Below are 20,997 nucleotides of genomic sequence, written 5' to 3'. Positions count from 1 at the left end.
TTTAAGATTTAAAATTTAAGATTTAACTGAAATCCAACGGTTCTGGCGGTTGGAAGCTGCCCCATTTCCACTCCGGGAGTAATGGTGGCGTTATCTAAAGTGGCTACTTCAGGATCAAACATCGGGAACTTCGTCCACATCCATAGATTTTTTCCGAAAATAGCTAAGGTAAGATCCTGCAGTCCTAAAGATTTTATGGTTTCTTTCGGGAAAGAATAGGCAATTCTTGCATCTCTCAGTTTGATAAAATCTGTGCTGAATGTATTCGTTTCCACGTTCGCTCTTCTGTAGTATTCTGCATAATAAGCAGATACGGTAACCGCTTTTGTATTCGGGCTGTAAGAACCGTCCGGATTCTGTACAACTCCTTCTCCTACGATCATTCCGTTCGGATTGTCTCTTCCCGGAAGTGTAGATTTCAGTTTTCCCTGTTCCGACATTTTGTGATGCGACTGCGAATACGCAACACCACCGTACTGACCGTCGAATGAGAAGCTTACGGTGAAATTTTTAATTTTAAAATCATTCTGTAAACCGGCTCTCCATTTCGGGAATGCGTTTCCTACTTTTTCTATTTCCGCAGGTCTTAAAGGCAATCCTGCGTTGTCATAAACAACCTGTCCCTGACTGTTTTTTACCAGTTTAAAACCATACATATCGCCCAAAGAACCTCCTACAACTGCTTTATAAAAAACCACTCCTCCCACGGTTGAAATAATTCCGTCGAAACCTTCGGACGTGGTAAGTACTCTGTTTTCGTTGGCAGACCAGTTGGCTCCGATCATCCAGGAGAAGCTTTTGGTTTTAAAAGGTGTTGTATTTAAAGATAATTCCATACCTCTGTTTCGGATTTTCCCTGCGTTGATGATTCTTTGGGAATAACCGCTTTCATAAGGAAGGGAAACCGGAATGATCTGGTTTTCACTCATGTTCTGATACAGCGTGAAATTAAAATTCAATCTGTTTTTTAATACGCTGAAATCCATCCCCGCTTCTACGTTGGCATTTTTTTCAGGCTTAAGATTAGGATTATTGAAGATATTTCTCGCTATCACACTTCCTGTGATGGAACTGGTATCGTAGTAGGTATCTAACTGGTAAGGAGAACCGTCGATTCCTACTTTTGCCCACGAAGCTCTCAGTTTCCAGTAATTGAAACGGTCGCTTTTCAATTTAAAAATTTCTGAAAGGATGAAACTCGTACTTACGGAAGGATAAAAGAATGATCTGTTGGATTTCGGAAGTGTGGAACTCCAGTCGTTTCTTCCGGTAACATCCACAAAGAATTTATTGTCGTATCCCAATGTTACCAAACCATAGACACTGTTTACCTGCTCGTCACCCGGTCTCGGATATTTTACATCAATTCCAAGCGCATTGGTAAGATTGTATTCTCCGGCAATTTTCAATCCGTTTGCCTGATAATCATTCATCACATACTGATTGTAACGGATGCTTCCTCCGGCAGATGCAGAAATATTGAATTTATTAAAGCTCTGTTTGTACGAGAATAGAACATCGTTGTTGTATTCGTGATTTTTGATGTACTGTTCTCTGTAGAATCCTTTTGCATAATTAGCGGAACTCCACGGACGCTTCGTTGTTCTTTTTTCGTTCAGAACTTCCAGTCCGGACCTCAACATGAGGCTGAAATTTTTATTGAACTGATAATCTGCCGTAATGTTTCCGAAAATCGTTTTTTTATCCACTCCGTTCAGCATTTCATAAGCGATGAGATAAGGATTATCGATAAATGTACTGAAAGGGTGAATCTGATCGATCTGAACCTGTCCCGGTTTCCAGATCGGTTGGTACCAAGCAAGATCCACATTCGGATTCTGGAAGATCATGAAATAGGAAATCGACTGGTTGTTGTATCCCGTTGCCGGAAGATTGTCACTTGATGTTTTATTGAAAGTAAATTTGGTGGATACTTTTAATTTTTTGGTTAACTGATGCGCGAACGACAAAGCAAAATTCAGTCGGTCGAAACCTGTATTCGGCATCATCCATTCGTTATTAAGATAGGTAAGCGATGTTCTGAAATTGGTTTTATCATTGGAACTTTCCACCGAAAGACTGTTGGAATACGTAGAACCTGTTCTCCAGAATCCTTTGATGTTGTCTTCATAAGCTCTCCAAAGCTGTCTTTCCTTACTCTGTCCGCCAACGGTAGGATCATACTGAAAATAATACTGTCCTGCGAATTTCGGTCCGAAAGCACTGCTCGTACCTCCTGTACTTACGCCGTCTGCAGAAGCGCCGTAAGAATAATAGAATTGTCCTGCTGTATTTTTAGCCAAAGTTCCCTGTCCGTATTCGTACTGCCAATCCGGCCATTTCAGAACCGTATCATAACTTGAATAGGAATTGAAGGTTACCTGAATTTTTCCGTTTTTGCTTTTTCCGGATTTTGTGGTGATCATCAAAGCTCCGTTCGCAGCGCGGGATCCGTATAATGCGGCTGCAGAAGCTCCTTTCAGAACGGTTACCGATTCAATATCATCGGGATTGATGCTGTTCAGTCCGTTTCCTAAATCAATCGGAACATCCCCTCCGGAACCCGCTCCGTAAGCCGGAGTTCCGGTTCCTGTGGTGGAATTTCCCAAAGGAATTCCGTCTACAACAATTAATGCGTAATTATTATCCAATACCATCGACTTTTCGCCTCTTAAAGTAATTCTGGAACTGGCAAGCGGTCCCGCTCCTGCCGTCTGAACTTTCAGTCCGGCAACTTTTCCTTCCATAGACTGAGCCCAGTTGTTGTTCTGAGTTTCTTCAAAAGTGCCTGAATTTACTTTTTCGGCAACATATCCTAAAGATTTGTCTTGTCTCTTGATTCCCAAAGCGGTTACCACAACTTCGTCGATGTTCTTAATGGTATCTCTTTTCACTTTTTGCTGAGCTGCCAGATTTACACTGACAAGTCCTAGTAATGATAAAATGAGTACTTTTTGTGTCTCTTTACGCATATCCTTTTTGTTTGCGCAAAACTAAAACGATATTATGAGTAGGATTTTAATACTATTTTAACATTTATTAAAGAATTATTAAACGTCATATTAATTAAACCTTAATAACATTACACAGCCAACTGGTTAACAAGAGGTTAAACGAATGAATAATTTTTAATATTTTAAAGCTGATTTATTTCCCTAATTTTATTGTCTTTTCCTGAGTAAATAAGGGATACCACAAAGTTGACTGAATTTTAAAGGAAGTTTTTAAAACAAAAAAAGTCCGCCTCAAAAGAGACAGACTTTCTGTATAAAGATGGCATGATCTTATTTTTTAAGCTGATCCGGAATATTGGTAGTAATGAAACCAATTCCCTGCTTTTTTAATTCATCGGCAATGGCAACGTCATTTACCGTCCATGCATTGGTGATCAATCCCAAAGCTTTTGCGTCTGCAATCCATGTAGGATTTTTCTGGAAAATGCTGTAATGGTAATCGATCCCATCCAAACCTTCGTCCTTGATCTGCTGCGGAGAAAGCTCTCCTTTCAGATACTGAACTTTAAAAGTGGGTTCCAGCCTTTTAATTTCCTTACAGATATTTAAGCTGAAAGAAATGAAATCGCATTGTGCTCCAAGCTTCATATCCTTAATCATTTTGATGGTTTTTGCCGTCAGTTCGTCTTCTTTTTCCTTCGTTTTGTCAGGCTTTATTTCAACCACCAGTTTTAGCGATTTATCTTTCTTCCCTTGTTTTAAATAGTCTTTCAGAGTGGGAAAATCTTCACCGTTGGATAATTTTACTTTTTCCAGTTCTTTAAAATCAGTTTCAGAAATTTCCATTTTGGCGTGATGTTCGTCATGGTTTACCACCAAAACTCCGTCTTTTGTCATTCTCACATCGAATTCAGATCCGTAAATCTTTAAATTCTGTGCATTTTCCAACGATTTCAGAGAATTCTCTGTCGTGGGCGGCTGCGTCTGCCAATATCCTCTGTGTGCTACGATCTGGGTTTGTGCCTTCATTCCAACTGTGCTTAAAACTGCGAACCCTAAGATAAAATTTTTCATAATATAATTTGAATAGTATTCGAAAGTCTTTCAACTTTCAGATAAAGGTATATAAATTTATTTAAGTGAATAGTCAATCGTGCGTCCTTCGCTGTCAATTCTCAATCATTTAATATTAACAATTGACTTGCAAAGCAAAATTGACCATTTACATTTTTTACATTAAACTTGTCTAAACTTTTTTACCGCAAAAGATTGTAACACTTTAGTTATTTAAGTTGAGTACTTAAATGTAAAAAAAGAGCACATAAGTTAAAAAAATCAAAGATTTTTCTCTTGCAGACTTTTGAAATACTTTAAATAAATCCAACAAAGTCTTTTGTCTCTTTTGCGGTTGAATTTAAAACTAGTTTAAACATTCTATTTTTAAATTAAAAAGAATATTTCGCTCCGATCTGGATTTGGTAAGGATTTCCTGAAAGTGGCTCCAGTCCGCTTGTATTCAGGCTGTATTTAAACTGTTTTGTTGCCTGATCAAATCCTGTAATTCTGTACAGCGCCGTATTTCCGTAGGATTTATTAACGCCCCATTCTTTGTTGAGCAAATTGGCAACGTTGAAAATATCCACTGAAAGTTCAAAGGCTCCGATTTTTTCAAATTTGATTTTCTTCGCTACACGAACGTCCCAAACTCCGTAGAAACCGTTCTTTCCGCCGTTTCTTTCTGCAACTTTGTTGTTGTAATCTGTAATGTAGTTCTTCAAAGCCTGTCCCACTTCAGGATTATCAATTAAAGTCTGCGTAAGATTCGGGAAAATGTAAGCTAAATCGTTCGTGTCTACGAAATCTCCGTTTACATTTCCTCCTGCCGTTACAGAGAAACGGGTTCCGCCGATTCCCGCATAACGGATTCCTAAAGTAAATCCTGCAATCGTTGGAGAGTTCCCGTAGATAACGACTTTGTTTCTGAACTGGTTATCCGAATACGTCATTCTTAAGTTTCTCGGATCTCCTGAGACCATGGTAGACAAGGTTGCAGAGTTCGCTACGTTTCCGTTGTAAGAAGTATTGTCTTTGATATCTGCCCAGGTGTAACTTGCTGTAATTTCTCCGTCTTTCCAGTAACGGTAACTTGTGTCTAAGACGAATGAAAACTGATTGACTTTTCCATCACTTACCAATTCCAGAACTCTTCCGAAATTTTTGTTGATTCTTCCATCTTTCCAGTTCAGCGTTCCGTTGGCTGCGATCGTTGCTGCAGGAACAAAAACTCCTCTTCCTCCTTCATTATCCAGCGTAAAATAAGGATTTGCCACCATATTTCTGTCGTAGTAGAAATAGTTGTTTCTTCCCAGTGTCATGTAACCCGCAACTCCCGCTCTGAATCTCTCGTTGAAGAAATGCGTATAAGAAACATTGGCTTTGTAAACCACCGGAATTTTTGCATCTTTTCCTGTGTAGTTAATGGTAGGAAGTTGGTACTGAGCTAAAGTAGGAACCGTTCCGTAATCGTTTCTGTAACTTATGAAATCCGGCTTAAGACCAATCTGTGAAGGATTTACATCCACTGTTGCCAAATGTCTTCCGTCAAACACCAGATTATTGATAATCATATAATTATTGATGTCTGAAGAGAAAATTCCGGCTCCGAATTTCAGGAAGTCTTTATTTCCTTCATTAATATTCCAATCGAACTGGAATCTCGGCTGAATGATGAATGATTTGATCTGATTATCTGTCCGGATTCCCATTTCATCATACAATTTCTGGTTGAATCCTGCTTTCGGATAACCACCGTAATCCAATCTTAAACCCGCCATTAAATCCAGACCTTTTGCAATTTTTGTCTGAATCTGTCCGTAAACTCCCAAGTTATAAATATTGGACTTTACAGAAGGATCTTCCATCAAAGGAACTTCTCTGTAAAATCTGTACGCCACAAGATTATTAAAATTAAATAAATTATCTCCTCCGTTCACAGTAGGATTTTCCCTGAAGTGGAATCTTCCGTTCACTTCACTTCCGTACACCGATTTTGCCATCGTGTACATTAAATCTGCTCCGAAGGTATATTTGATTTTATCCGTATTGTAGTATAAATTGTCTACGATCTGGAAAACATTATTCCTGAAACTTTCCTGCGCAAAACGGTGTCCTCCGATCTGAATATTGGTTGCCTTGTCTTTTCCGTCGATGCTGGTTACGATATTTTCGACAATAGCTCTCGGAACGGGATGACCAAGCTGATCGTTCTGATAACTGTCCTGAAACGTGTAAAGATACTGCGCCTTCAGTTCGTTCGTCATATTCGGTTTTAAGTTGGATCTTAAAGTCAACAATAAACTGTTATCCAGATTTTTATCATTTCCATAGGATTCAAAAGCATTGATCGCTGTGTTGTCTCCCAAACCGTTTTTGTTCAGATCATAGGTGAAGTTATTTCTTAAAGTCAATAAGTTTTTATCGTTAATCTGCCAGTCTAAACGCAAAAATCCGGCATCAGAATTTCTCACTTTATCAAAACTTCCGAACTGCGGTGTATTTCCAACGCCATATTTTGCTCTGGCAATGTCAAGGAATTTATTTAAAGTAGCTGTTGTGATATTTAACCTCAATTCGTCGTCATGAGATTTGATATCGGCAATCTGCAATGGTCTTGAATCCAACTGATGATCCCATGCAACGAAGAAATGCAGTTTGTTTTTGATGATCGGCCCGCCTAAAGAGAACCCAAACTGGGAAGTAGAAAAATCGTTGTTGATTTTATTTCCTCTGATGTCATATTTGCTCGAAAGCCAGTTTGTTCTTAAATATTCCCATGCACTTCCTGAAAATTTATTCGTTCCAGATTTTGTAACCGCACTCACGGTTCCGCCTCCGCTTCTTCCTAATGTTACATCATATTGATTGGTGGTTACTTTAAATTCACGAACCGCTTCGATGGAAATAGAAAAGGGAGCATTACTTCTGCTTGTGGTAGAACCTGCAGAAGTAGGATTTTTAGCCGTCATTCCGTCGATGGTAAAATTCGTGGAAGAACCCAACTGTCCGGAAATACTTCCGTTTTTACCGCTCAACGGCGAAAGTTCAGCAAGGTTGTTGAAGTTTCTTCCGTTTACAGGTAAAATTCCGATATTTTTGGTTGTGATGGCTGTTGCCGCACCTAAATTCCCGATCTTGTTTTTTAAATTTCCGGTAACAACCACTTCTTCAATGCTTTTCTCGCTTCCCAGATCTACGTTTACCGTTACCTGATCTCCAAAATTTACGTTGTAGCCTTCCCTTTTTTCATCATTTACGAATACCGTGTAAGGTCCGCCCAAAGGAATTTCTTTGAAAATATATTCCCCTTTCGAATTGGTTTCCGTTTCCGTTTTAAACCCTGTGGATTCATTTACAATGGTTACTTTTACCTTTTCCTGCGGAGCTTTTCCGGTTCCGGTAACTTTTCCTACAATAGAAGCCTGAGTGGTCTGCGCATACGCAAGCGTTCCAAAACTCAGGAACAATAGTCCCAATACAATCTTTACTTTTCTCATATCTACAAATTAGCTTTGCAAATGTATTTTGACTTTCAGGATCCTCTGTTTAAGGGAGTTTTAACATTTTTTAAATTATATGGGAACCTTATGTTACCTGAATTTTAACCCCGATTTTATCTGGTGGATAATCAGTGGGTTTAAATATGTTACAACTTTTTAATTTTCGCAGAATATTTAATTCCCTTATTTTTTAAATTGGAATTTCTTTTATTTATTTTTGCTGAAAAGATAAAAACCCAATGTCCGAAAACATACAACAGAAAATAGAAGATCTGCGAAAAGAACTTCATCAGCACAACGAAAATTATTATCTCCTTGATACTCCGACGATTTCGGATTATGATTTTGATATGCTGCTGGAAGAGCTTCGCGATCTGGAAGCCCGATATCCCGAATTTTATGACGAAAACTCTCCTACCGTTCGTGTCGGCGGAGGAATTACCAAAGTTTTCCCGACGGTTCAGCATAAATTCAGAATGTATTCTCTGGATAATTCTTATGATTTTGATGATCTTGAAGACTGGGAAAAAAGAATTATTAAAACGATTGACGAACCGGTGGAATTTGTTGCCGAACTGAAATACGACGGTGCTTCGATCTCCATTTTGTATGAAAACGGAAAACTGGTTCAGGCAGTAACTCGCGGCGACGGATTTCAGGGTGATGAAATAACGGCAAACGTTCGTACCATTTCGGATATTCCTCTGAAACTGAAAGGTGATTTTCCGGAACATTTCTTTATGCGCGGAGAAATTTATTTAACCCGGAAAAATTTCGACAAAATCAACAAACAGCGTGAGGAAGAAGGTCTCGATCCATTCATGAATCCCCGAAATACAGCAAGTGGAAGTCTAAAAATGCAGGACAGCGGCGAAGTGAGAAAACGCGGGCTTTCATCGGTTCTTTATCAGTTTATTTCAGAAGATATTCCTGCAGCATCGCATTGGGAACTGCTTCAGAAAGCACAAAGCTGGGGTTTCAAAACTTCTCAGCAGGCAAAATTGTGTACGACTTTGGATGAGGTGAAGGAATTTATCAATTTCTGGGATGTTGAAAGACATAATTTACCGTTTGAAATTGATGGTATCGTTTTAAAAGTCAACTCTTTAAAACAGCAGAGACAGCTTGGATATACTGCAAAATCTCCACGCTGGGCAATGGCTTATAAATTTAAGGCTGAAAAAGTGGAAACCAAGCTGCAAAGCGTTTCTTATCAGGTCGGAAGAACAGGAGCCATCACTCCGGTTGCGAATCTGAAGCCTGTTTTATTAGCCGGAACAATTGTGAAAAGAGCCTCACTTCACAATGAAGATATTATTAAAAAGCTGGATCTTCATGAAAACGATTTCGTGTATGTAGAAAAAGGAGGTGAAATTATCCCGAAAATTGTCGGCGTCAATACCGAAAAAAGAGCTGTAGAAAGCAAAGAAATTGAATACATCAAAAATTGTCCGGAATGCGGCACTGAGCTTGTAAAAATTGAAGATCAGGCGATTCATTTCTGTCCGAATGACCTTCACTGTCCGCCACAGGTTGTAGGAAGAATGATTCATTATGTTTCGAGAAAAGCTTTAAATATTGATAATCTGGGAAGTGAGACGATTGAGCAGCTTTACAGGGAACAACTGATTGAAAATCCGGCAGATTTCTATGTTTTAACAAAAGAACAGCTTCTTCCGTTGGAAAGAATGGCAGAAAAATCGGCACAGAACATCATTTCAGGAATCGAAAAATCCAAAGAAATTCCGTTTGAAAAAGTACTGTACGGAATCGGGATAAAACACGTCGGAGAAACGGTTGCCAAAAAACTGGTTAAAAATTTCCCGACCATCGAAGATCTGAAAAATGCAACCGTGGAAGAGCTTTGCCAAGTGGAAGATATCGGAACCAAAATCGCGGTAAGCATCGTGGAGTTTTTTGCAAATTCCGAAAATATTTTGATGATCGAAAGGTTAAAATCTTACGGAGTACAGCTTGAAAAAGGCGAAAGTACGAACGAAGTCCTGTCGAATGTTCTGGAAGGAAAAACATTCCTTTTTACTGGGAAATTATCATTATTTACCAGAGAAGCAGCAGAAGAAATGGTGGAAAAACACGGCGGAAAAAATATTTCGGCAGTATCCAAAAACCTGAATTTCCTTGTGGTGGGCGAAAAAGCCGGAAGCAAACTGAAAAAAGCACAGGACATCGGAACAATTGAAATTCTGGATGAACAGCAGTTTTTGGATTTGGTAGAAAAATAGTAAAAAAATAATATACTATTACCAAAGACTGTCTTTCAAAGGCAGTCTTTTTTTAGCTGTGTTCCAAAATATACAGAGCGTCCGAAATTTCGCTTGCAAATCTTTCATCCCTCTTTTCGAAATAGTAGAAACCTTCTTCAAGACTTTTTGAATTTTCTTTGATCCACTTCAGAAATTTTTCATGATCTGATTCATCGAAACTTTTATTTTTCAGATTTTCGTTGACAAAATCCTGATAATAATACCGGATAAAATCCACATAAATCATAAAGCTGTTTTGGGCAATATCCACTTTCCAGCAGTCTAATAATTTTTCCATTTCACCCGTCGCATTATAGATCCCGAAAAACAGATCATCATCAAAAAAAGTCCTGTTTTCTAAGAAATACTTCCACCATTCTAAAAGAAAAGTGATAACCGCTTCTTTTTCAACATAATTCCAGATTTCCCATTTTCCGTATTTCAGTTTTCCGAAAATACCAAACGGCTGAATTCCAAGATCATGATCAATGCAAAGTTCCAGTATTCTCGGCAGGAAATGTTTAAAATCATCCACATTTCCCCACGTTGTCATTGCTTTGAAAGCATATCGTGAAAGATCCTCTTCTTCGAGTTCTCTGAGTTCCTTACTATGAATTTTCTCTTTGTCACGATCCGAAACGCAACAGGGGCATCCCTCTATAAAAGACCGAATTTCATATTTTGAAAAAACAGAATATAAGTTTTCAATCGACTTTTTCAGACTTTCATTCAATGGTTTAATATTTTACGATACAATATACCTCATTTGGATTTTTATCAAAAGAATTATTGTAATTTTATTTAGTAAAATCTTCAAAATGGAATTTTTAAAAGATCATTACGTCATCCAGAATGAGCTTCTGCTGATTTTTATCTCCGTTCTTCTCGGCATTTTCATCGGAACGGAGCGGGAATATAGAAATAAATCGGCAGGTTTGCGTACTTTTATTCTGGTCTGTTTCGGATCCTGCCTGTTTACAATACTTTCCATTAAAATCGGGGTCGCCAATCCGGATCGTCTTGCTGCCAATATCATTACCGGAATCGGCTTTTTAGGAGCAGGAGTTATTTTTAAAGGGGATAATAAAATCGACGGAATTACCACTGCCACAACCATTTTTGCAACCGCTTCCATCGGAATGGCAGTCGGATCCGGATATGTTTATCTTTCTCTCCTCGGAACGCTTCTTATTTTGGTAGTTTTAAATTATTTAACCAATTTTGAAAAATTTATAGACAGACACCATAAAATCCGGGAATATAAAATTGCAGTCGTCAATTACCATGATATTCAACATTGTGAAGAGCTTTTTAAGAGAAACCATCTGAAATTTACCCTCGCAAAACAGCAATACACACAGGGAAATTTATCGACAACATGGATGGTTACAGGCAATAATACCAATCATGAAATTTTAATGAAAAACCTGATGGAAGATGATAAAATAATTGCCTATCAGTTTTAATATCATCGATGTCAATAAAAAACCCCTTCAGATGAGGGATTTTGGAAGTTATACTATTATTTCTTTTTAAAAATATACAGGGTTTTATTGGAACCATCAATCGGTTTTCCTTCGATATCAAGCTGTGTAAGTGTATTTTCCCTGACTTTATATTTGTATTTTGAAGTTTTTCCGTTTAAGGTAATAATGCTTCCGGAAGAATCCCATTCAAAAGTTCCTGTATCTTCATTTTTAGAATTTCTTTCCAGATATTCTTCTGTAATTTTAAAAGCTTTGTCCTTACTTAAAACAAGGATAGTTTTAATTCCGGGACAGTCCGCGCATGGAACTGTGGCTTCATACGTTCCGTCCCAGTCCAAAGAATTTTCTGAATTATCAGATCCCGCAACGGAATTCATTTTTGTACTGTCCACCGGAGCCTGAATCGCCATCGGATCTGTTTTAGGGTTCATCTCCACTTCAGGATTTTTGTCTTTTTGCGTACAGGAAACCACAAGCGATACAAGAGCGATTCCCAGAATCTGAATTGAATTTTTCATAATAAATGATTTAGCGTGAATGCTTTTTCAGCAACAAAAATTAAGCCGCCTGAAAGTTTCTCGTTGATGGTTTCTTGTTGATGGTTGATAGATCGAACTGATTAAAGATTAAACCTTATCATCAATCCTGATACAAAAATTTTACTTGTTTTTACTTTTCTAGAATAATCGTTATGCTGAATTAAAATTTTGCTTTTAAAAATAAAAGAATCATAAAGTATTAAATTTGAACAGCATTTAAAAAAACAATCAACTATCAGCCAATTTTAACCCAAATCTCCCTTTTTCTTTGTAAATTGGGGCAAAATTTTGATTATGACAAAAAAGATACTTCTATCTGTATTTCTTTTGCCGGCTGTAATGACGTTTGCACAGCAATACGGCGGAATGTGGATTCCAACGGAGCTTAATGAAAAGGAAATGAAAGATTTGGGAATGAAAATCTCTGCCAAAGATATTTTCAATCCGCAAAAAGCAAGCATAAAAGATGCGGTAGTACAGTTCAACGGAGGCTGTACCGCGGAAATTATCTCGCCAAAAGGGTTATTGCTTACCAACCATCACTGTGGATACGGACAGATTCAGTCTCATTCAACCGTACAGAATGACCTTTTATCGAATGGTTTCTGGGCAAAAAATCCTCAGGGAGAACTTCCCAATCCGGGAGTAACGGTAGACTTTATTGTTGATATCAAAGAAGTGACTTCTCAGATTTTAGAAGGAACCGATAAACTTCAGGAACCCGAACTTTCTAAACAGATTGCCAAAAATATTGAGATTTACAAAAATTCTCAGAAAACAGAACCTTATCAGTCGATTTCTGTAAGATCCATGTATTATGGGAATAAATTCTATGCTTTCACTATCGAAACATTCAAAGATATTCGTTTGGTAGGAGCGCCGCCTCAAAGCATCGGAAAATTTGGTTCAGATACAGACAACTGGGTTTGGCCAAGACATACAGGAGATTTCTCCATGTTCAGAATTTATGCTGATAAAAATAACAAACCTGCTGAATATTCTAAAGATAACGTTCCTTACGTTCCGAAACATTATCTTCCGGTTTCCATTAAAGATAAAAACGAGAATGATTTTACTTTTGTATTCGGATTTCCGGGAAGAACCACAGAATATCTTCCTGCGATTGCAGTTGAAAAGATCATGAAAGATACCGATCCTGCGAGAATTGCAGTGAGAGATGTTGCTTTGAAAACACTGGACGAAAAAATGCGTACCGATGATGCCACAAGAATTCAGTATGCTTCAAAATACGCTTCGGTAGCCAATTACTGGAAAAAATGGATCGGCGAAGTAGAAGGTCTGAAAAAATCTAACGCGGTAGAGAAAAAAGTACAGTATGAAAATTCTCTGATCGCTAAAAATAAAGATATTAAAACGACTTTAGATCAGCTGAATAAACTGTACAACGATCAGGCTCCTTATGCATTAAACAACGCATATTATTCTGAAACCATCAGAAATGCAGAAACGTTAACGCTTGCCAATCTTTTCTACAACTACATTACTGCGGTTGAAGCCGGAAGAATAGACGAAAAAGGAACAACTTCCTTTAAAAACAGGCTGACTTCTTTCTACAAAGATTACAATGCAGAACTTGATGCAAAAGTTACTGCAAAATTACTGGCTCTTTATGCCAATAAAACGGCTCCGGAATTTTTACCTGCAGGATTTGAAAAATATAAAAATGAAGCACAAAATCTTCAGACGATTGAAGATGACTCTAAAAACTCCATCATCACAGGAAGAACTGAAGTAAACGGAGCTTTTCTTAGTAAAGATATCGAAAAAGCATTCTCCAATCAGGATAAACTGATCAAGACATTGAAAAAAGATCCTGTTTATCAGACTTACTTATCCATGAGAGACACCTACATCACAAAAGCTGATCCTCAGTTTACATCGATGCAGACGAAAATTGATGCTTTACAGAAGACTTATATGGCGCAGCAAATGGCAACGGATAAAGACAGAAAATTCTTTCCGGATGCAAACTCTACGCTTCGTGTAACGTACGGAAAAGTGAAAGGTTCTTCTCCGAGAGATGCTGTTTCTTACAATTATCAGACGCATTTGGCGGGAGTAATGGAAAAATATGTTCCGGGAGATTATGAATTTGACGTTCCGAAAAAGCTGATTGATCTTTACAGCAAAAAAGATTTCGGAGTGTACAAAGATAAAACCGGCGATGTTCCTGTAGGATTTACTGCAACCAACCACACAACGGGAGGAAACTCCGGAAGTCCGGCTCTTGATGCCAACGGAAATCTGGTAGGACTGAATTTCGACAGACAATGGGAAGGAACAATGAGCGACATTAATTATGACCCTCGTTTCAGCAGAAATATCATGGTGGATACGAAGTATATTCTTTTCATCATCGATAAATTTGCAGATTCCAAATGGCTGATTGATGAGATGAAGATTGTAAAATAATTTTTAAAACATATTTAAAAGAGTCTATTTAAATTTTTCAACGGATTTAAATAGATTCTTTTTATTTTTGACAGATCAATGAAAAGAAAAATCATTAATTTTTTGTCAGAATTTGAAAATGGGAATGTCGAAAAATCATTTCCCCTGTCTTACTTTTTACCCGTTTATCATTGTGTTTCCGATGAAAATCTGCCTCATCTTCAAAATATCATTCAGTATAAAAATGTAAAACAGTTCGAGCAGGATTTAGATTATTTTCTGAAATATTTTCAGTTTGTCAACTGGCAGGAATTCAAAGATTTTATCAAAGGAAATTTTAAACCGAAAAAGAAGATTGCTTTGCTGACTTTTGATGATGGGTTGCGTGAGTTTTATGACGTTGTACTGCCTGTTTTGGAAAGAAAAGGAATTTATGCGGTGAACTTTATCAATCCTGAATTTGTTGACAATAAAAACCTGATGTTTCGCTGTAAAGCAAGTCTTTTGATTGAGACTGTCAAGAAGAAAAGCAATTTAAACCCTCAAATTTTCAGCATTCTTAAAACAAAAGAAAATACTATTTCTGAAATTTTAAAAATCAGCTATTTACAACAAAATCTTTTAGACCAGCTTGCAGAAATTCTGGAAATTGATTTCAATTCATTTTTAAATCAGCAGAAACCCTACATGACTTTGGATCAGTTAAAAAGTGTTACGGAGAAAGGATTCGGAATCTCCTCTCACAGTTGGGATCATCCTTTATACAATGAATTAACTATTAATCAGCAACTTGAATCCTGCAGCCGAACTTTTGACTATCTGAAGCAGAATGATTTTTTATATCAAAGTTTTGCTTTTCCATTCACCGATTTTGGGGTAGAAAAAGCTTTTTTTGATCAGTTATTTAGAAATCCCGAATTATTTTGCAGCTTTGGAAGCGCAGGAATTAAGCTCGACAGTGTTCCTCAAAATTTTCAGAGAATTCCTTTTGAGACAGGCGAAACGGCTGAAATTACATTAAAAAAAGAAATGGCTTATTTTAAATTGAAGAAGATTTTTAACAAAAATAAAATTGCGAGAAGATGATTGATCTGAAAACTTTAAACCGAAAAAAACTTGAAGAATTCATATCATCCGGCAATTATAAAAAGTATGATTTCCTTCCCATCACGAAACATCGCGCTATTTCCCATCTCAGAAATCCGAAAGCTGGCGACGAAGACATTTTATTGATTCTGGCCTTTCATAACGATCAGTTGGCAGGTTATTTAGGGTGTCTTCCCGATCATTTTATCATCGATGGAAAACCTTTTAAGTATGCATGGCTCAGTACCCTTTTCATCAGCAATGAGTTTCGCGGAAAGAAAATTGCACAGACTTTATTAAATACAGCCTTTGAAGAATACGACGGAAATATTGCCATCACAGAATTTACAAAAGAAGCAGAAAGTCTGTATAATAAAATTGGACTTTTCCGGTACATTCAGCCTAAAAGAGGAAAGAGATATTATTTCAAAGCAGATTTTGCAACGATCATTCCAGCAAAAAAGCCTGGTTTAAAATCTTTTCAGCCGATTTTTAAAATTGCAGATAGTTTTATTAATACGCTTTTATCGTTTAGAAAAATTTTTACCCAAAAACCGGATTTTAAGTTTGAAATTTCAGATAAAATTGATGCGGAAAGTTCAGCATTTTTGTCGGCGTTTAAAAGCAACAGAACGCCTGATGAAATCAACTGGTTTATTGAAAATCCATGGGTTCTGGAAAACGAAAATACCGAAAAAGATTACCTTTTTTCAGCCTATTCCAAACAGTTCAGATATTTTTGGATAAAAATTTATGATGAAAATAACAATTTGGAAACCTGTTCGCTTCTGCTTCTAAGAGACGGAACGCTTAAAGTTTTATATTCATTTTCAAAAACAGAATTAAAGAAATTTGTTGTATTTCTGAATGATTTCATTGTGAAAAATAAAGTGAAGGTTCTAACGAATTATCATATTGAACTTAATGAAAATATCGCTTCTTCAAAGCAGTTTCAGAAAATTTATCAGAAAGATTTTGAAAGAAGGTATATGTTCCATAAAAATTTACTTGCTAATCTGCCGAAAGATTTTGATCCGGATTTTCAGGATGGAGACGGAGATTGTGCAATGACATAAAACGGAAAGAGGCTTTTTCAAGCCTCTTTTTTAATGTCCGAAAATATCTTTTAAACTTACTTCCCTGAAGGTTCCCATCTTATCAACCGCTTCCCTGTTCAGGTTTTCTTTTTTCCCGATAATGGCGGTGTTGAAGTGAACGGATTTTATGTAATGGTCGTAAAAATCTTTCAGATCTTCAAATTTCAGGCTTTCAATCTGCTGATAGATATCTTTCCTGAAATCATGATGAATATTCAGTTTTCTTAATCTTAACGTATTGAAGAAAATATTCGTTCTCGTTATCCGTTGCGAAGCAATCTGTTTCAAAGCAGAATTTTTTGCATTTTCAAACTGTACTTTCACTTCAGGAAGCTCAGTCATCAGTTCAGTCATCGTATCTACTGCAATCTGCAATTTGTCAGGCTGCGTTCCGATGTAGGTGGTAATGTAATCCGGATGATCCAGCTCTGAATTCGCTGCGTAAGAAACGTATGCAGAATACGCTAAACTTTTGCTTTCGCGGATTTCCTGAAAAACAATGGATGACAAACCACGTCCGAAATATTCATTAAAAACATTGATTTTACCAAAATTTTCCGTGTTTACGTTTCGACCTCTTCCTACCTTACTCATTTCCATCTGAACCATGTCGTAATCTGTAAAATATACATTTCCATCGGTTTCCGGTTCCGGATAATTTTTAGGCTCCGGAATGACAAAATTTTCATTTTCAGTATATTTTCCGATGTATGAAGTGAAATTTTCAAAATTCCTTCCGTAGAAAAATATCTGATACGGATATCTGAACAGTTTTTTCATCCGGTCTGTAAAAACTTCCACATTGCTACTTTCCAGCTCTTCTTTTGAAATAACATCCGTAAACCGTGAGAAAGATCCCAATTTGGTATAATTCGTAAGAGCCGTCATAATTCTGCCTTTATCCTTCTTCATCGCAGCACGGTTTTCCAGAATAGTTTCTGTAAACTGTCTGTAAATTTCCTGATCCGGCTTTACTTCATACAGCCAATGCTGCAGAAGATTTATTCCTTTTTCAATGTTTTCTTCCAGACCGTTCAGCGAAATAATCAGCTGATCGTTGGTGGTTTTAAAATCATTGGTAACGCCGATTTTGAAGAATTCTTTTTTCAGATCTTCCGGAGAGAATTTTTCAGTTCCCAGATACTGAAGAACCTGTGTCGAAATCGCAAGATCGCGGTCATGATCGCTTCCGAATGGAAAAATAAAATGAACCTGCGCAATATCGTTGTATTTATTTTTAACGAAACTTATGGTTTTTCCTTTCACGATATCTTTCTGAATTTCCTTTTCATAATCCACAAATTCCGGCTGAATATCTTCTGTTTTTTCTTCCAGAATCTGTTGTAAAAATTCAGACTGGGCTTCACGGTTTATTTTCACAGGAGTAATTCCCGGATTTTCTACGCGGATCAATTTTTCGTTTACTCCTTTTTCTTTGTAAACGATCACATAATTATCTCTGAAAAACTCATTGGCAAAGGCGATAACCTCTTCTTTAGTCAGTTTTTCATAATGATCCATTTCATTCAGTTCCTGTTCCCACGTTCTTCCTTTGATGTATGTATCATAAAGATTCGTTGCCAATCCGTCTGCTGTTTCCAGCGCCTTCATCCTCTGAATTTTAAAATCGTTGATGATGGCAGGAAGCATCCAGTCCGGAAATTCTCCTTTTTTAACCAGTTCGATCTGCTCCAGAACCAAATCTCGGGCTTCATCTAAAGTCTGCGATTCCTTCGGAACGGCAACGATGGAAAAATATCCGTACTGTTTCAGACCTACTGAATACGCCTGTCCCCACAATAATTTTTGAGTCTGATTGATATTCAGATCCAGCAATCCTGCTTCTCCTCTATTGCTCAGAATATTTACCACTACATCCGCCAACATCGCTTCTTTTGTGCCGTAACTTTCCGTTCTCCATGCCAACTGCACTCTCGGCGTTGTGGGACTTTTTACCGTTCGTTTTATAATTTCCGTAATCGGTTTTTCGATAATAGGAGTTTTTTTCGGAAGCTCTCTGTACGGAATGGTTCCAAAATATTGGTCAACAAGCTGAATCGTATCTTCAAAATCAAGATCTCCCACCAAAACCATAGCATAATTGTTCGGAACATAATATTCATCAAAATATTTATGAATCGCCTTCATGGAAGGATTTTTCAGATGTTCTGCCTTTCCTAAAGTCGTTTGCTGACCGTTGGGATGCGTAGGAAAAAGTGCGTCCATCAGTTCATAATTCACCAGACGCGAATCGTTGTCCTGTGCTCTGTTGAATTCTTCATAAACAGATTCCAATTCGGTATGAAAAAGCCTTAAGGCCAGTTCAGAAAAACGTTCTTTCTCGATTTTCAGCCATTTTTCAAGCTCATTGTTCGGAACATTATTTTTGTAAACCGTTTCATCGAACCATGTATGCGCGTTGGTTCCGCTTGCGCCTAAAGAAGAAGTTGCCTTATCATATTCATTCGCAATGGCATACTGACTGGCTTCCTGAGAAACTTCATCTATTTTGCGGTAAATTTCTTTCTTTTTTTCAGGATCATTCTCCGCTTTATGCTGTTCGTATAAATCTGAAATCTGATCTAATAATTCACTTTCCTTTTCCCAGTTTTGAGTTCCTAATTTAGAGGTTCCTTTAAACATCATGTGTTCCAGATAATGTGCTAAACCTGTATTATCAGAAGGATCGTTATTGCTTCCGGTTCTCACAGGAATATAGGTCTGGATTCTCGGAGCATCGGAATTTTGGGCAAGAAAAACCTTTAAGCCATTTTTTAAAGTGTAAATTCTTACTCCATTTTCGTCATTGGAGACCGTGATATATTCGTAGTTATTTTTATCTGTATGAATTTCTTCCCTGAATTTTTTATCAATCATAAACTTCATTTTTCACCCTTAAAAATAGAATGAATACAAATGTAAGCAATCAAAAAAGAATCCTTCCATTTTATAAATATTAAAATCTATGATTAAGATTCGCATTTTATATTTAAGTTTGCATCAGTTTTCCAAATTACAACACCATGCAAGGAAACATCCTCATCATCGATGACGAGATCAAGCTCCTGAAACTATTAGGAATGATCCTTTCCCAAGAAAATTTTAACGTAAAAGAAGCTTCCACCGCACGTTCTGCGATGACGATGCTCGAACAGTATGAATTTGATGTCGTGCTGAGTGACGTAAGGCTTCCCGATGCTTTCGGAGTAGATTTAGTAAAATCCATCAAAACCAAATATCCTCATCTGGAAATTATTCTGATGACGGCTTTCGGAAATATTACGGACGCAGTTCAGGCAATGAAAAACGGCGCCTACGATTATTTGGTGAAAGGTGATGATAATGATAAAATTATTCCGCTGGTTTATAAATCTCTGGAAAAAGCGAAAGATAACAAATCGAAAATCATTCAGAAGAGTTCTTCTTCAAAAGGTTTTGAAACAATTATCGGAAATTCGCCTTCCATTATTCAGGCAAAAAAACTGGCTGAAAAAGTAGCGTTAACCGATGCAACCGTTCTTCTGACGGGTGAAACAGGAACCGGAAAGGAAGTTTTTGCGAATGCCATTCATGAAAGCAGCGACAGAAAGAAAAATAATTTTGTCGCCATCAACTGTTCGGCTTTCAGCAAAGAAATTCTGGAAAGCGAACTTTTCGGGCATAAAGCCGGTGCTTTCACCGGAGCAGTAAAAGATAAAAAAGGACTGGTGGAAGAAGCCAATGGCGGAACTTTATTTCTGGATGAAATCGGAGAAATGCCGATTGAGCTTCAGGCAAAACTGCTTCGCGTACTGGAAACCAAAGAATTTATCAAAATGGGAGAAACGAAGGTTGCCAGATCGGATTTCCGGCTGATTGCCGCGACAAACCGTGATCTGGAGGAAGAAATAAAGCAGGGAAACTTCCGTGAGGATCTTTATTTCCGGCTGAATATCTTTGAAATCAGGCTTCCGTCGCTTCGCGAGAGAAAAGAGGATCTGAAAGCTCTGGCTAAAAATTTTGTGAATGTTTTTTCTCAAAAACTTCATATCTCCAATATTGAAATCTCTCCGGAATACTATAAAACATTGGAAAAAAACGACTGGAAAGGAAACATACGGGAACTGCGAAATACCGTCGAAAGGAGTTTAATCCTAATGAACAATCATATCCTTGATGCAGAAAGTCTTCCGCGTTATTCTGAAAAAGTTTCTTCTGAAAACGATTCTTTCAGCATGAAATCTCTGGAAAAGGAGCACATTCAGAAAGTGCTTCAATACACCAAAGGAAACAAGGCAGAAGCAGCGAGATTACTGGAAATCGGGATTGCTACCTTATACCGCAAACTGGAAGAATATCATTTGAGATAAATGTTAATTAAAATCTACGCTGTAGATACTGGAGTATTCTATTTAAAACAATAAACAATTGATTATCATTTAATTATAACTAATTTTAAATACATTGAGAATTAAACCATTAAGTTTTCAGTTTAGAAGTTAAGATTATATAAGAGAAGCTTCGCTTTAAGCTAAAAAATGCCTTCAAAAATATAAAGGAACATAGTTTTAGTCTTTTTTTTTTAAGAAAGAACTTAATTGGTTAAAAAAATAAAACCTATCA

12 protein-coding genes are annotated in these 20,997 nt (G+C 37.3%); 6 read left to right on the top strand and 6 right to left on the bottom strand.

Annotated elements, in window-relative coordinates; translation table 11 throughout:
* Nucleotides 1-8 precede the first annotated feature (8 nt).
* The 3 genes from H6W52_RS13280 to H6W52_RS13270 form a co-directional block, all read right to left on the bottom strand.
* Nucleotides 9-2,972 (bottom strand): SusC/RagA family TonB-linked outer membrane protein, encoded by a 2,964-nt coding sequence (locus H6W52_RS13280; protein WP_116096315.1) that lies wholly within the window; start codon nt 2,970-2,972, stop codon nt 9-11.
* 312 nt (nt 2,973-3,284) lie between these two features.
* Entirely contained in the window at nt 3,285-4,028 is a 744-nt protein-coding gene (locus tag H6W52_RS13275) for a glycerophosphodiester phosphodiesterase family protein (protein WP_116096317.1), read from the bottom strand.
* A 371-nt stretch (nt 4,029-4,399) separates the two neighbouring features.
* Nucleotides 4,400-7,507, bottom strand: coding sequence for a TonB-dependent receptor (locus H6W52_RS13270; RefSeq protein WP_116096319.1), 3,108 nt, complete (start codon nt 7,505-7,507; stop codon nt 4,400-4,402).
* A gap of 242 nt (nt 7,508-7,749) precedes the next feature.
* Between H6W52_RS13270 and ligA the strand changes: the two genes are divergently transcribed.
* Nucleotides 7,750-9,753, top strand: a complete 2,004-nt coding sequence (ligA, locus tag H6W52_RS13265; RefSeq protein WP_116096321.1) for an NAD-dependent DNA ligase LigA — start codon at nt 7,750-7,752, stop codon at nt 9,751-9,753.
* A 52-nt stretch (nt 9,754-9,805) separates the two neighbouring features.
* Here ligA and H6W52_RS13260 read toward each other — a convergent pair whose 3' ends face one another.
* Nucleotides 9,806-10,507, bottom strand: a complete 702-nt coding sequence (locus H6W52_RS13260) for a hypothetical protein (RefSeq protein WP_116096323.1) — start codon at nt 10,505-10,507, stop codon at nt 9,806-9,808.
* A gap of 85 nt (nt 10,508-10,592) precedes the next feature.
* Between H6W52_RS13260 and H6W52_RS13255 the strand changes: the two genes are divergently transcribed.
* Nucleotides 10,593-11,240 carry an MgtC/SapB family protein gene (locus tag H6W52_RS13255; protein ID WP_116096325.1) on the top strand — a complete coding sequence of 216 codons (648 nt, stop codon included), beginning with the start codon at nt 10,593-10,595 and terminating at the stop codon, nt 11,238-11,240.
* Between the two features lie 56 nt (nt 11,241-11,296).
* On the opposite strand, the gene H6W52_RS13250 is transcribed toward H6W52_RS13255, so the two are convergent.
* A complete protein-coding gene (locus H6W52_RS13250) occupies nt 11,297-11,779 on the bottom strand; it encodes a copper resistance protein NlpE (RefSeq protein ID WP_116096327.1) in 483 nt (160 codons plus the stop codon).
* Between the two features lie 315 nt (nt 11,780-12,094).
* Here H6W52_RS13250 and H6W52_RS13245 point away from each other — a divergent pair, with 315 nt between their 5' ends.
* The 3 genes from H6W52_RS13245 (at nt 12,095) to H6W52_RS13235 (ending at nt 16,374) form a co-directional block, all read left to right on the top strand.
* A complete protein-coding gene (locus tag H6W52_RS13245; RefSeq protein WP_116096329.1) occupies nt 12,095-14,233 on the top strand; it encodes a S46 family peptidase in 2,139 nt (712 codons plus the stop codon).
* 78 nt (nt 14,234-14,311) lie between these two features.
* Entirely contained in the window at nt 14,312-15,298 is a 987-nt protein-coding gene (locus tag H6W52_RS13240) for a polysaccharide deacetylase family protein (RefSeq protein WP_116096331.1), read from the top strand.
* Nucleotides 15,295-16,374: a GNAT family N-acetyltransferase gene (locus tag H6W52_RS13235; RefSeq protein WP_116096333.1), complete on the top strand. Its 1,080-nt coding sequence runs from the start codon at nt 15,295-15,297 to the stop codon at nt 16,372-16,374. Before H6W52_RS13240 ends, H6W52_RS13235 begins: the two co-directional genes overlap by 4 nt.
* Before the next feature lie 30 nt (nt 16,375-16,404).
* Here H6W52_RS13235 and H6W52_RS13230 read toward each other — a convergent pair whose 3' ends face one another.
* Nucleotides 16,405-19,272 (bottom strand): M16 family metallopeptidase, encoded by a 2,868-nt coding sequence (locus H6W52_RS13230; protein WP_116096335.1) that lies wholly within the window; start codon nt 19,270-19,272, stop codon nt 16,405-16,407.
* 146 nt (nt 19,273-19,418) lie between these two features.
* Here H6W52_RS13230 and H6W52_RS13225 point away from each other — a divergent pair, with 146 nt between their 5' ends.
* Nucleotides 19,419-20,744, top strand: coding sequence for a sigma-54-dependent transcriptional regulator (locus H6W52_RS13225; protein WP_116096337.1), 1,326 nt, complete (start codon nt 19,419-19,421; stop codon nt 20,742-20,744).
* The last annotated feature ends 253 nt before the right edge of the window (nt 20,745-20,997 follow it).

The sequence above is a fragment of the Chryseobacterium sp. C2(2020) genome, from assembly GCF_014218915.1.
Classification (GTDB): Bacteria; Bacteroidota; Bacteroidia; order Flavobacteriales; family Weeksellaceae; genus Chryseobacterium; species Chryseobacterium mucoviscidosis.
The sequence above is the reverse complement of the archived record's forward strand: the minus strand, read 5'-3'. Positions and strand labels throughout refer to the sequence as shown.